Raw genomic sequence first — 12,705 nt, 5'->3', positions numbered from 1 at the left:
GAGAAACGTTTAGTTGTACCCGATGATCGGGTCGTCCTCTTTGGCGGCGTAGTTGTCCGAAACAAACTTCCAGTTAACGAGCTTCCACCAGTTTTCCAGGTAGGCCGCGCGGTTGTTGCGCTGGTCGATGTAGTAGGCGTGCTCCCAGACGTCGCAGACGAGCAGCGGGCGCAGGCCGTCTTTCACGGGCGTTTCGGCATTGCTGTACTTCTTGATGGCGAGGCTGCCGTCCTGAACGACCAGCCAGCACCATCCCGAACCGAAGAGGCTGGCGGCGGCGTTGAGGAAGGCATCCTTGAAGTCCTCCATGGAGCCGTGGTCATGCTCGATCTTGTCCATGAGCACGGTGGAAGGCGAGGTCTTCTCCGTCGTCAGGCCGTACCAGTAGAAATCGTGGTTGAAGACCTGCGCGGCATTGTTGAACGTCGGCCCTTTGGACTTGCGGATGATCTCCAGCAGCGATGCATCCGCATATTTGCCCCCTTCAATCAGCTTGTTGAGATTGTTCACGTAGCCCTGGTGGTGCTTGCCGTAGTGATACTGTATCGTCTCCGCGGAGATCATCGGTTCCAGTGCCGTCTCTTCATAGGGCAGTTTCATCAGTTCGAATGCCATGTCTTTCGCTCCTTTTGGCGTTTGCTTTGTTTTCATAACCTTTTTGAGGTGCAAAAATGAATCTCACTGCACAAATAGTTTTTTCTTTGTACTTTTGCTTGCTAATTATTTTTATTTCAGGTATAATTAAGCCATTGAAAGATGATTTAGAGTTTCATCTTGGTTTGTAACTATTGAAGACTTCCTCAGTATTTTCTATTCCACGTTTTACTCCGCATTATATTTTGACAACACTCCAACATGAAGGTCTTGCAATGGCAAATCTTAAACACGGAACCGTTAAATGGTTCAACAGCGAAAAAGGCTTTGGTTTTATCGCCCCGAAAGAGGGTGGTGACGACGTATTTGTACACTTCCGCCAGGTCAACAACAGCGGCTACGGCCGTGTCGAACTCAACGAGGGACAAGAAGTCACGTACGAAATCGGCCAGGGGCAAAAAGGCCCGCAGGCAGAGAACGTTACGGCGCTCTAACGATCTTTCCGGCGGAACCTTCCGCCGGCCAGGCGTTCGTTTAAGAGAGTTTAACTCTTTTATAGAGCGACTTTAAGGATCGATATGAACAGCAGAGAAGAGACACTTAAAGCACTAAAAGACGGCAAAGAACTGATCAGTTCGGTGACCGGTCTAAGGTATAAAATCATCGAGGGCCTGCTGCACTCGAGAGACAGCGAACGCGTCGAATGGCAGCTAAGCGGCCTCCATTTTTACAATCCCGTCTCCTGGCAGAACCTGCAGCACTAAGCACCCCGCAGAAGGCCGCGCCTTCTCTGACCTATCCGCTCCCCACACGAAAACAGAAGGTATAGACCTATGCAAAAAAGATTTGAAGGGACCGTCATCTGGTACGATTCCGAAAACGGTTACGGCATTATCCGGCTCCGTGCCGAACACAAGACGGTCTCCATCGCGGAGTGCCAGATCCACCACTGCCGCGCCGTGGGCATCCGTGCGCTGCGTGTCGGGCACGACGTCTCTTTCGAGATCGTCGATACCGAAGCCCACAACCTCTTCTTCCTCTGATCCATTACGTTTCCCCGACCGCCGGCAGGCACCGACCCTAGGGCAGCAGTTCGTGCAGTGCGACGATGTAAAAGGGGACCTTCTCCCTCTGCGTCATGTCGGTGAACTGCTCGCAGGCAGCCTGGACGGCGGCCACGATCACCATGTAGTACTCGTCGATGATGGAGTGGTCCAGCTCCAGGATGTCGGCGATCTCGTTACAGGCCATGCGTTCGTCGTCCTCATCCATGTTGGGCGCCCAGGTACGGTCGGGGTCGCGTAAGCAGACGTAGCCGTGATCGTCGATGAGGTAGTAGAGCTCGGTGATCTTCTCTTTGTCGAACCCATGGATGCCCTTTTCGAAAAAAGCGTTCTCTACTTCCTGCAGCGTGATGATCGTACCTTTAAGACGGTTTGGCGGCACATAGACTCCTTTTTGGGTGCTTTCATTGATCGCTGAATGCAGGAAACGGGCGCGACATCCGGTACCAAATGTCGCGTGGAAGAACAAAAAATGTAGGTCCGGGGAAAACCACAAAGGAACCGACTTATGATTTTCAACCATGAATTACCGGCGGAAGTACAACAAGCCATCCTCGCCATGGACCCGGGCGATGCCATCCCATTGGGAGTCGAAAACGATGAACCCATGATCCTTCTGCGCCTCAGCGACGGGGCGGAAGCGCTGCTCGACGCCCCCGAGCTGGAGTGCGACTTCAAGCCGACATTTCTGCTGATGCCCTTTGACGGCAAGACGATCGGGGTCTGTATTGTCCAGTTCCGTCTGAACAAAGACGACAACTACATCTTTACGACACACTACGACATTACCGACCCAAAAATGTACGAATCCCTGAAGGCATTGCTGAAAATGGACAAGTACAACGTCATTATTGCCACCGTCGCGAACCATACGGGGATGCCGGTCGAGACGAAATTCGTCAGAACGTTCGACCCCCTGGAGGTACTGGAGAAGACAAAGAGTGAGGCGCAGAATGAAGCCGGAGACGGCATGGCCTACCACATCTTCAACGGGATGATCGCGCAGATCGGCGACTACCCCACCGTCTGGCACACGCTCGAGGCGCTCGCCCCCGCGCGCAAAGAGTGGCTGCTGCAGGCGTAGACGAAGCGCCTAGCACTGCTTGGCGGCACGGATAAAGGCCCGCATCTTTTCGCGGTCCTTTTTGCCCGGTTCGCGCTCGACCGCGGTGCTGACGTCGACGCCGTAAAATCCGTAGGGGAGGGCCTGCTCGACGTTTTCGGGCGTTAGGTTGCCCGAGAGGATGATCTTCGAGCAGTCCCTGCCCTCGAACCACGACAGGTCCAGGCTGCCGTCCGCTTGTAGCGTATTCGCACCGAAGACGTCGACGATGCGGTAGCGGTCGCCAAGGTAGTCGATGTCGGCCTCGCGCTGGGCGCGCACGACGCGAAGGTGCGGCGCGACGAGCGAACCGTACAAAGCGTCCGTCGCCTCGAAGTGGATCTGGGCGAGGGTGATGCCGCTGAGCGCGATCGCCTTGTTGATGTACTTGGCATCGCTGTCGACGAAGATGCCGACCTTCTCGACGAAGGGGGGCAGCTGCTCGACGATCTTGAAGGCCGCCTCGGGGGTGATAAAGCGCCGCGAGCCCTGGAAAAAGATAAAGTCGATGGCGTCGGCGCCTTCTTCTACGGCGGCCAGCGCGTCCTCGAGATTGGTGATGCCGGTGATTTTTACACGCATCGATCCTCCTCTCATATATTAAAGATGGTGCGGCCTCCGACGCGTGCCGCAGACCTGTTGTCTCTCTATAATGCAATGCCCGTTCAAGCTGCCGTTCCCCGCTACTGTTTTCTAAGATGTCCTCCGCTAGAATCGGTGGAGATTATCAGAAGGAGCAGTCATGCAAATGCAAAAACCGTATCTGGAGACCATGCCCGACGCGAACGGCTTTTTCGGCAAGTTCGGCGGTGCGTTCATCCCGCCCCAGCTCGAGGAGCCTTTCCGGGAGATCCGCGAGGCCTATGACAAACTGTCGAAATCCTACGAGTACCTGCACGAGCTGCGCAAGATCCGCAAGCACTACCAGGGGCGGCCGACACCGGTCTACTATGCGAAGAACCTGAGCGAGTTCTGCGGCGGCGGGCAGATCTACCTCAAGCGCGAGGACCTCAACCACACCGGCGCGCACAAGCTCAACCACTGCATGGCCGAAGCGCTGCTGGCCAAGTACCTGGGCAAGAAGAAGCTCATTGCCGAGACGGGGGCGGGGCAGCACGGGGTGGCGCTGGCGACGGCGGCGGCGTACTTCGGGCTGGAGTGCGAGATCCACATGGGCGAGGTGGACATCGCCAAGGAGCACCCCAACGTCGTGCGGATGAAGATCCTCGGCGCCAAGGTCGTCCCGGCGACGCACGGGCTCAAGACGCTGAAAGAGGCGGTCGACTCCGCGTTCGAGGCCTACCTGGCCGATACGGAGACCCAGATGTTCGCCATCGGCTCCGTCGTGGGGCCGCACCCCTTCCCGCGGATGGTGCGCGACTTCCAGTCCGTCGTCGGCATCGAGGCCAAGGAGCAGTTCATGGAGATGACGGGCAAGCTCCCCGACCACGCCGTGGCCTGCATCGGCGGCGGTTCTAACGCTATGGGGCTCTTTTCGGGCTTCATCGATGACCCGGTGAAGCTGCACGGCGTCGAACCGATGGGTAAGGGGGAGAAGCTCGGCGAACACGCCGCGACGCTCACCTACGGCGAAGAGGGGGTGATGCACGGTTTCAACTCCATCATGCTCAAAGACGCCGAGGGCAACCCGGCACCGGTGCACTCCATCGGTTCGGGCATTGACTACCCCTCCGTCGGGCCGGAACACGCCTACCTGCGCGAGATCGGGCGGACCATCGTCGGCACGGCGACGGATGACGAAGCCGTGGATGCCTTCTACAAGCTCTCGCAGTACGAGGGGATTATCCCGGCGCTCGAATCGGCCCACGCCGTCGCCTATGCGATGAAGCTGGCGCGCTCCAACCCCAAAGACGCCATCCTCATCAACCTCAGCGGGCGCGGGGACAAGGACATCGACTACGTCATCGAGCACTACCCCATCCCGCCGAAGGGGTGAGGAACGGCGGCGTTTCGGCCGCCAGACACTTCACGCTTTTCCCGTCACTTTTTACAGCCAGAACCCACTTTTCTGCCATTTATCCGATAAAAATTGTCCGTTGAGAATAAAAATTGTAGTGCGCACTAAACGACGGCCTGGCCGCGACCGTCTTCCGGGGGTTGTCCGGCCGGTTCGAAAGCCCCTTTAAGCTTTGGCGTTTGCAGATTGCCCCGCCGTACAAAAAGTGGCTGCTGAAGCCCTGAAACAGTTCACACGAAAAAGGAGTTCACCATGACACTGCAAGACCTGTTGCTCAAGCTCGCCCGCGCTTCGATCGAAGAGAAATTCGGGAAACCCTTTCCCTACTCAAAAGAGATTCTGCTCGAGCAGTTCCCGCAGCTCTCGGAAGCACGTGCGACCTTTGTGACCATCAACATCGACGGTGACTCCCTGCGCGGCTGCATCGGGTCGCTGCTGCCGCACAAAACGCTCTTCGACGACGTCGTCTACAACGCCCAGGCCGCGGCCTTCAGCGACCGGCGCTTCTTCCCGCTGAGCGAAAGCGAGTACCCCTACTGCAGTATCGAGATCTCCATACTGACCCTGCCTGAAGAGGTGGAGTACGGCGACACGGAGGAGCTCAAAGCGAAACTAAGACCCGGCATCGACGGGGTGATCCTGCAGCAGGGCCGGCACAGCGCGACCTTCCTGCCGCAGGTGTGGGAGGAGTTTCCCTCGTTTGACCAGTTTTTCGGGCAGCTCGGCGTCAAGGCGGGGATCAGGGGGTTTGCGCTCGACGAGCACCCGGCCATCTTTACCTACCAGGTCGAACGCTTCGCTGACGTCGCGCCGGAGGAGGAGTACGAGGTGGCAACCGACACCCCTTTCCCCACCCCCCAGGCCGCAGAGGCGGGCTTTTACGGCGCCCTGGAACGGGGGGACCTGGAGGCGATGCTCTCGGTGTGGGCCGATGACGAGGGGGTCGTCTGCATCCACCCCGGCGGTGAACGCCTGCAGGGCAGGGAGGCGGTAGCCGGGAGCTGGCGCGCGATGCTGGCGGGGCAGCAGGGAGTCCATTTTGAGCTCGAAGACGTACAGACGACGCGCGAGGGGCTGATCAGCATCCACAGCCTCAGAGAGTGCGTCTACGTCGACGGCCAGCTGGCCGGGATGGCCCTGGCCACGAACGTCTACCGGCAGACGCAGGAGGGGTGGCGCCTCTTTATGCACCACACCTCTCCCGACCCGCAGGTCATGGGGATGAGCGCGGTGGTCATGCACTAAGCGGCGCGGCCGCGCCGGGCATCAGGCGACGAATTCGGTGATGTTCATCCGGTAGAGGAAAACGCCGTCGATGACCTGGCCCAGGATCTCTTCGTTGGTGAAGCTGATGCCCAGGATGTCATCGCCGGTGTTGACGACGGAATCGAGCAGTTCGAGAATGGGGGCGTTCTCCTGTGCCAGGCCGATGTCGGTCACGTTCAGTCCGGGCAGCTGCTCCCGATTCGACGCGTAGAGCGCGCCGACCGTTTCGTTGAATTTCGCATCGTCGTCGTTGATACCGTTGACATGCCCAAACAGCAGGATCCACTCATCGAGCTCCGGGTTGTAGATCCAGAATGCGGCCTTGGGTTTGCGCCCGCTGTCGTCGAGGAGCTGAACGAACTCTTTGCCGCTCTCCATCATGGTCTGGGTTAATGCTTTCATCGGGTTCCTTTGGTGCTTTTTACCGCCTTATGCACTTTACGCTCCAAAAGCGATGCAGGGTTGTCCATTCGCGGCGAATTACTGTAAAATCCGCTAAATGCTCTAAAGGCCGACAATCATGCAAGCTTTCGGAAAATTCGCCACCGAACACGACCTGGAATACCTCGTCGAACACTACCTCTATTTCAACGCGCCGGGCGAGGAGATTACCGCCCTCGATCTGCCGCAGCTGCTCAAGAAGAAGAACAAAACCGTCGCGGGGACGCTCTTCCTCTACAACCCGGCCATGGCCCCGGCGGGGTACAGCAGCGACAAACCGCTTGCCGAACAGGGGTACGAATTTGACGGCCGCTACACGGCGCTGCAGTTCAACAAGCTGATGGACATCTTCCAGTCCCGCATCCACGGCTTCGAGGGCAAACTGATCGAGGTGAAGTACCTCTTCAACTACAATCGCCCCGACATCGAACCGACCATGGTGCTGGAGACGTTCAACGAGGACATCGAGAAGCTGCCGTCCTTCCAGCAGACCCGCTTCAGCCGTGAACTCAACTACCACGACGTCAAGAACATCCGTCTCAGCGGCAAGTTCGTCTTTTTCGCCTGGGGCAACCGCTTCGACCGCCACCACCCCAACATCCTCGCCTACGCCAAGTCGATCTTCGAGCAGAGCGAAAAGATCGGGAAGGCGCGGGCCTACATCTACGACCCGGGCCTGCGTCAGCAGATGAGTGAGGAGGGGGCGCGCTTCCTCCACCCCGTCGCCGCCGGGAAACTCAAAACGAAAGTGACCGAGGCGATCGCCCGGGCTTTCAAGACGAACCCGCCGCTTCCGACACCGTACGAGGTATAATCGAAGGGTACTCATACTTCGCTCATAGTGGGGGCGTACCATTTGAGTATCCCACCTTGATAAGGAGCACGTCATGAAAAAGGTAATGACAGTAGTGGCAGCGACATCGCTGCTGGCGGCAACGGCGCTTTTGGCGCAGGGTCAGGGCAGTACGACGATGCAGAAGTCCCAATCACAGATGCAGACGCAGCAGATGCAGATGAAGCAGAACCGCATGATGATCCAGAACCAGACCTATCTGCAGACCCAGGACCGTACGAAAGATCAGCTCCAGGATCAGACCAAAGACCAGGACAAGGATCAGACGCGCGACCGTCTGCAGGACAGGGTGGATGAACCCGATCAGGACCGTCTGCAAGACCGGCTCCAGGATCAAGTCGACGAGCCCGCCCAGGATCGTGACAGAGACCGCATCCACGTCGACGACGAGTAAAGACTGCAAAGGCGGACTCCCCTTCGCCCGATTCGCTTCTTCCTAAGTGATCCTCCCCCGAGCCGGGGACGGGTCATGACTCCGCTTTCTCTTTTTCCGTATGTTCGAATGGATGATCACCGTCCACAATAAGGGCATCATCGACGATGACCATGTTCCTGCCCGATGATTTCGCCTCGTAGAGGGCCTTGTCGCTGCGTGCGACGGTGTTTTTGAGGTTGTCCCCGTCGTGGTAAAGGGTGATGCCGAAGCTTGCGGTGATCTGTCCGACCCCCTCGAAGGTCGCATTTTCGATGCGCTCGCGGACCCCCTCCGCGATGGCCACAAGGCTGTGGAGGCTGTCGACCATCATCAGCAGGAGGAACTCCTCGCCGCCCCAGCGGATGATGAAGTCCTCCTGACGGATGGCATGGCGGATGATGCTGACGAACATTTTGAGGACTTCGTCGCCGCGGTTATGGCCGTAGGTGTCGTTGATCCGCTTGAAGTGGTCCAGGTCGACCATGATGACCCCCAGCAGTTTCTGCTGCGCGTTGGCCGAATGGCAGAGCTTGTGGAAAGAGGCGTCGAGGAATTCGCGGTTATAGGCGTGGGTCAGTTTGTCCCGGGATGCCCGCTGCTCCAGCTCCCGCTGGTTCAGGATAGTCAGGCTGATGTCGGTGAAGACGACGATGTAGCGGTGGCCGGGAATGGGGTTGACGCTGACGGTATAGACGCGCGGCGTCCCCTCGCGGTCGAGCATCTTGACGATCCGGCGCGTTGCAGGGGTCTCCATCAGGGCTTTGACCCACTGCTTGCCCTCGGGGACCTTGCCGAGGTGGAAAAAGCGGTCATCGGCGATAAAGAGGTCGCAGATACAGTCGTGTTCCTCAAGGAAATGTTCGAGCGAATCGTAGTTGAACGACTCGTAGAAGAAGCGGTTGGCGAATTTCAGCGTATGGCCGTCGGTGAGGATGACGACGTTCCGCTGAAGATCGATGAGCGACTGCAGCTGGCGTTTGTCGATCTCGATCGCATTGCGCTGCAGGTTGGCACGGTAAAGCAGGTAGAAGAGCAGGGCCAGCAGGGCGATGATGACAAAGGCCATGATCTTGTACTGGTTGAACCGGGTCTGGAGGTCCTCGTGCTTGCGGTCGATGATGAGGTAGGCGACGGTGTGCTGCGAAATGGCATTGACGACGGGTACAAAGGTGATGGCATGGAGGGTTTGCTCATCGAATTCGAAGAAGTTGAAGGCGTTCCCCCTCGCCAGGACCTTGTCAAGCGGCCCGTTCTCCCGGATATAGTTCCGGATCAGTGCCGCTGTTTCAGGGGTATGGTTCGGTCCCAGCGCCTTTTCGTGCATGTAGTCGCCGAAAAGCTCCGAAGGGGCGTAATAGTTCTGTTCGTCGGGGAAGACCTTCGATTTGACGGTGTCGGCGAGGATGATAAAGTGGGCATCGGCATGGATGTCGTCACGGATGCGTTCGAGGATGGTCTGCATCGAGATGGAGAGTTCGACGCTGCCGAGGTAATCGTTTCCGTCAAAGAGGGGATAGACGAAGCGGTAGCCGTTAAAGATGCGCCCCTCCTCGAAGCCGGACACGGGCTTGTGCGTCCGGTTGACATAGGCGACGCTGTCCCGCACGCCGGTCAGGTCGTCCCCGAACCGCTCGGGGCGGTGAAAGCGCAGAAAGCTTTCGTTGTTGCTCAGATGGAAATGCATCTGCTTGAGGTGGTAGAGGCTGATGTTGCGGTAAACGGGGAGCAGCAGGCTGTAGAGCTTTTTGCGGATCTCGGCACGCTCCGCCTCCGAGGCGTCCGGCACTCTTTTGTAAAGGTCGATGACGTCTTTGACGTTGATGCGGTTGTAGTAGATGATGTCGGCCTGGGACTGGAAACCGCGGATGATGCTGCGGTAGGTCGAGACCGTCAGCTCCTTTTCCGCGGCGAGATGTCCCTTCACGCGGTCGGTCAGAATATCGTTGCTGAAGATAAGGATCAACACGGCACTTAATACAAAGAAGATAAGATACTTTATTGCCGGTCCGAAATGCAGCTTATTGTGATAGATGTTCATAATTGCAGTATATTAAAGTGATTATTAATTTCTTCCTTCATACGCAGGCCGGCGTCTGCCGTTACCTGCCGATATCGAACACCCTGAGCACGAGCTTGTAGAGCAGGAACAAAAAGAGCAGGGGGAAGACGACCGTCTGAAAGACGAAGGCGATGATGAGCCGGACGATGCGGTCGCCGGCCGCATTGGCCTCGGCCTTGTAGCGTTCGACCTGCTCGGTATAGTACGACGTGCTGAAAACGCTGTAGGAACTCTTTTTGAACTGCTCGATATCGTCCGCGATCGCCGTGACCCCCCGGTCGAGTTCGACAATATTGTATTCGGGCTGGACAAATTGGGTGTAGACGAGGTCGTTTGCGATGGCCATGAGCGGCACGCTGAAACGCAGAAAGACCATGATGACCGTAATCTTGAAAAAGAGGGTCCGGGATTTGTCGTCGCGCGTGAAGCGGAAAAAAAGCCAGAGGTTGTAGGCGATGACAAGGAAGAGCAGCAGGTAGTTGAAAAAGGCGTCCGTCACGATATTCATGAAGATGGTCTGGATCCCCAGGGAGGTGATGCTGGCGAGCATGATCCAGGAGAAGCGTTCGATGAGGTCGTTGACGGGGTCGAGCACCTCACCGACGGCGAGGGTGACGCCGGGCGGACCGACCTCGGTGCCCTGTACGACGGAGATGACGGCGTTGAGTGCCTTGGCCGTGCCGAAGACGACGAGGGCCTGCTCAAAGGCATCGTCTACGACCGTGCGGCCGGGTTTGTCGAGGGTCCCGGCAAAGGAGAAGGTGAGCAGGGCGAGCGAAAGCACGACGATGAGCAGACGGTTCCAGTGGCGGCGCAGAAAAGAAGCAGCAGGTACGGTCTCGGGCATGACGGCTCCTTGGATGATGCCATATCTTAGCGAAAAGCGCAGCGTATCCCTCACACTCCGCTCACCCTCCTGGTCTACAATTTCCGCATCCCAACGAAAAAAAAGGACACAAAATGAAAAAGACAATGATTGCAATGACGGCAGCGGCACTGGTCGCTTCAACGGCAGCGATGGCACAGCAGGGGCCGGGCGCAGGTGCAGGTGCCGGTACGGCGACGATGCAGCGCAGCGCGGCGATGATGCAGCAGCAGATGCAGAGCCAGATGCGCTACCAGCACCAGATCCAGAACATGACACAGGCAAAGCACCAGTACCAGCACCAAAACGGTGTCGAGGAGACGGTCACGGAGCCGGAAGTCGTCGAAACGACCGACACCGTTACGGAGTAAGCTCCTCCGCTCGCCGGGTACACCCGGCTTCTGCTCTCCTTTTCCCCCTTTAACTGATAACTACTCCCAATAACCCTCCGCAGGCACACATATTGCATATTGCCCTACAAGAAAAATCAATAGCGTAAAGCAGGCGGATGAGCAGCTTTGCTGACTATGAAAATCCAAAAGAAGGATGACATTATGGCAATGGTAAACCGCGCAAAGATCAAAGAACTGTTGAATGAGAGTGCCTGTTCGCACAGCAAGGACAAAAAACCCGGCGAGGGGTGCGACAAGCCCAAGCCGGGAATGGCGGCCGGCGGCTGTGCCTTCGACGGCGCACAGATCTCGCTCTTTCCCTATGCGGACGCCGTCCACCTGGTGCACGGCCCGCAGACCTGTCTCGGGGCTTCGTGGGAGACCCGGGAGAGCCTGAGCTCTTACAAGGGGCGCAACCATACCTTTATGGGCTTTACGACGGGGATCACGACGAACGACGTCATCTTCGGCGGCGACAAGCGCCTGGAAGACTCTATCGACTACGTCATGGAGCACTACAAGCCCGAGGCGATCTTCGTCTACTCCACCTGTGTCACGGCGCTGGTGGGCGACGACATCGACATGACCTGCAAACTCGGCAGCCAGAAGCACGGCGTGCCGGTCGTTCCGGTGCATGCGCCGGGCTTCGTCGGGGGAAAAAACCTCGGTTCCCGCCTGGCGGGTGAGGCGGTGCTCGAGCACCTGATCGGGACCAAAGAGCCCGAATTCACGACAAAGTACGACATCAACCTGATCGGTGACTATAACGTCACGGGCGATATGTGGCAGTACCTGCCGATGTTCGAAAAACTCGGCATCCGCGTGCTCGCCTCCATGAGCGGCGACGGCCGCGTCGGCGATATCCGTACGGCGCACCGTGCCAAGCTCAATGTCATCGTCTGTGCGAAATCGCTCGTGACGCTGGTGCGCAAGATGAACGAGAAGTGGGACATCCCATGGGTCTCCGTCTCCTTCTACGGCAAGCGCGATACGACCTTCGCGATCCGTGAGATCGTCAAGGCACTGGGTGACCCGGAACTGATGGAAAAAGCCGAACGCCTCATCGACGAGGAGGAGGCGAAACTCGACCTGGCGCTTGAGCCGTACCGCCGTCTCTTCAAGGGCAAGAAAGCGGTCCTCAACACCGGGGGGAACAAGGCCTGGTCCATCGCCTCGGGTCTGCAGGACCTCGGGATCGAGGTCGTCGCGACCTCCATCAAGAAGTCAACGGCGGACGACATTGAAAAGGCCCGCGAATACCTCGGCGAGGACGGGATCCTGATGGACAAACCGGCGGCGCAGCAGTCCAAGGTTATCGACGAAAGAGGGGCACACATCCTCCTGGCCGGGGGGCGCAGCCTCTATACGGCAATCAAGAAGAAGATCTCCTTTATCGACGTCAACCAGGAGAAAAAGACCTCCTACGGCGGCTACAACGGCCTTATCAACCTGGCCGAGGATCTCAAGGCCGCCTTCGCCAACCCCGTCTTCGCCAATGTTTCGGCGAAGGCCCCCTGGGAAGTCGGCTAATCCGATAACCTATAATCCACCTCCGCACATCCGAAACACGCCACTGTTTCGGTAAGGGGACCCCGGGAAACGTAACGTTTCCCGGGAGATTAAGTTACTATCACATTTTTTGGCTATAATCCTAACTTCACAAAATATCTTCAAGA

The 12,705-nt window shown here is 57.7% G+C and carries 16 protein-coding genes; 10 read left to right on the top strand and 6 right to left on the bottom strand.

Going from position 1 to position 12,705, the window contains the following annotated elements:
* Positions 1-9 precede the first annotated feature (9 nt).
* A complete protein-coding gene (locus WCX18_RS07600; protein WP_345987025.1) occupies positions 10-615 on the bottom strand; it encodes a superoxide dismutase in 606 nt (201 codons plus the stop codon).
* 254 nt (positions 616-869) lie between these two features.
* Here WCX18_RS07600 and WCX18_RS07595 point away from each other — a divergent pair, with 254 nt between their 5' ends.
* The 3 genes from WCX18_RS07595 (at position 870) to WCX18_RS07585 (ending at position 1,637) form a co-directional block, all read left to right on the top strand.
* The gene (locus WCX18_RS07595) at positions 870-1,088 is read left to right on the top strand and encodes a cold-shock protein (protein ID WP_345987024.1); all 219 of its coding nucleotides are present in this window, start codon (positions 870-872) and stop codon (positions 1,086-1,088) included.
* 84 nt (positions 1,089-1,172) lie between these two features.
* Positions 1,173-1,358: a hypothetical protein gene (locus tag WCX18_RS07590; RefSeq protein WP_345987023.1), complete on the top strand. Its 186-nt coding sequence runs from the start codon at positions 1,173-1,175 to the stop codon at positions 1,356-1,358.
* A 69-nt stretch (positions 1,359-1,427) separates the two neighbouring features.
* Positions 1,428-1,637: a hypothetical protein gene (locus WCX18_RS07585; RefSeq protein ID WP_345987022.1), complete on the top strand. Its 210-nt coding sequence runs from the start codon at positions 1,428-1,430 to the stop codon at positions 1,635-1,637.
* Between the two features lie 37 nt (positions 1,638-1,674).
* Here the strand turns inward: WCX18_RS07585 and WCX18_RS07580 are convergent, their stop codons facing one another.
* On the bottom strand, positions 1,675-2,040 hold the full coding sequence (locus WCX18_RS07580) for a hypothetical protein (protein ID WP_345987021.1): 366 nt from the start codon (positions 2,038-2,040) through the stop codon (positions 1,675-1,677).
* Between the two features lie 126 nt (positions 2,041-2,166).
* On the opposite strand from WCX18_RS07580, the gene WCX18_RS07575 reads away from it, so the two are divergent.
* Complete coding sequence (locus WCX18_RS07575) at positions 2,167-2,742, top strand: hypothetical protein (protein ID WP_345984530.1); 576 nt, start codon at positions 2,167-2,169, stop codon at positions 2,740-2,742.
* Between the two features lie 9 nt (positions 2,743-2,751).
* On the opposite strand, the gene WCX18_RS07570 is transcribed toward WCX18_RS07575, so the two are convergent.
* Positions 2,752-3,342, bottom strand: a complete 591-nt coding sequence (locus tag WCX18_RS07570; RefSeq protein ID WP_345987020.1) for a phosphoribosylanthranilate isomerase — start codon at positions 3,340-3,342, stop codon at positions 2,752-2,754.
* A gap of 166 nt (positions 3,343-3,508) precedes the next feature.
* Between WCX18_RS07570 and trpB the strand changes: the two genes are divergently transcribed.
* Together trpB and amrA are read left to right on the top strand one after the other, a co-directional pair.
* Complete coding sequence (trpB, locus tag WCX18_RS07565) at positions 3,509-4,717, top strand: tryptophan synthase subunit beta (protein WP_345987019.1); 1,209 nt, start codon at positions 3,509-3,511, stop codon at positions 4,715-4,717.
* A gap of 273 nt (positions 4,718-4,990) precedes the next feature.
* Entirely contained in the window at positions 4,991-5,983 is a 993-nt protein-coding gene (gene amrA, locus WCX18_RS07560; RefSeq protein WP_345987018.1) for an AmmeMemoRadiSam system protein A, read from the top strand.
* Positions 5,984-6,004: 21 nt separating this feature from the next.
* On the opposite strand, the gene WCX18_RS07555 is transcribed toward amrA, so the two are convergent.
* The gene (locus tag WCX18_RS07555) at positions 6,005-6,406 is read right to left on the bottom strand and encodes a hypothetical protein (protein ID WP_345987017.1); all 402 of its coding nucleotides are present in this window, start codon (positions 6,404-6,406) and stop codon (positions 6,005-6,007) included.
* A gap of 118 nt (positions 6,407-6,524) precedes the next feature.
* Here WCX18_RS07555 and WCX18_RS07550 point away from each other — a divergent pair, with 118 nt between their 5' ends.
* A complete protein-coding gene (locus WCX18_RS07550) occupies positions 6,525-7,259 on the top strand; it encodes a hypothetical protein (RefSeq protein WP_345987016.1) in 735 nt (244 codons plus the stop codon).
* A 73-nt stretch (positions 7,260-7,332) separates the two neighbouring features.
* Positions 7,333-7,692: a hypothetical protein gene (locus WCX18_RS07545; protein ID WP_345987015.1), complete on the top strand. Its 360-nt coding sequence runs from the start codon at positions 7,333-7,335 to the stop codon at positions 7,690-7,692.
* A 73-nt stretch (positions 7,693-7,765) separates the two neighbouring features.
* Here WCX18_RS07545 and WCX18_RS07540 read toward each other — a convergent pair whose 3' ends face one another.
* Both WCX18_RS07540 and WCX18_RS07535 read right to left on the bottom strand, forming a co-directional pair.
* The gene (locus WCX18_RS07540) at positions 7,766-9,679 is read right to left on the bottom strand and encodes a diguanylate cyclase (RefSeq protein ID WP_345987014.1); all 1,914 of its coding nucleotides are present in this window, start codon (positions 9,677-9,679) and stop codon (positions 7,766-7,768) included.
* Positions 9,680-9,812: 133 nt separating this feature from the next.
* The gene (locus WCX18_RS07535) at positions 9,813-10,619 is read right to left on the bottom strand and encodes a hypothetical protein (RefSeq protein WP_345987013.1); all 807 of its coding nucleotides are present in this window, start codon (positions 10,617-10,619) and stop codon (positions 9,813-9,815) included.
* Positions 10,620-10,732: 113 nt separating this feature from the next.
* Here WCX18_RS07535 and WCX18_RS07530 point away from each other — a divergent pair, with 113 nt between their 5' ends.
* Positions 10,733-11,008 carry a hypothetical protein gene (locus WCX18_RS07530; protein WP_345987012.1) on the top strand — a complete coding sequence of 92 codons (276 nt, stop codon included), beginning with the start codon at positions 10,733-10,735 and terminating at the stop codon, positions 11,006-11,008.
* Positions 11,009-11,191: 183 nt separating this feature from the next.
* Positions 11,192-12,559, top strand: coding sequence for a nitrogenase iron-molybdenum cofactor biosynthesis protein NifE (gene nifE, locus WCX18_RS07525; protein WP_345987011.1), 1,368 nt, complete (start codon positions 11,192-11,194; stop codon positions 12,557-12,559).
* Positions 12,560-12,705: the final 146 nt, after the last annotated feature.

It is taken from the genome of Sulfurimonas sp. HSL1-2 (assembly GCF_039645565.1).
Taxonomy (GTDB): domain Bacteria; phylum Campylobacterota; class Campylobacteria; order Campylobacterales; family Sulfurimonadaceae; genus Thiomicrolovo; species Thiomicrolovo zhangzhouensis.
Note: the sequence above shows the minus strand (reverse complement) of the source record. Positions and strands in the feature narration are given on the sequence as shown.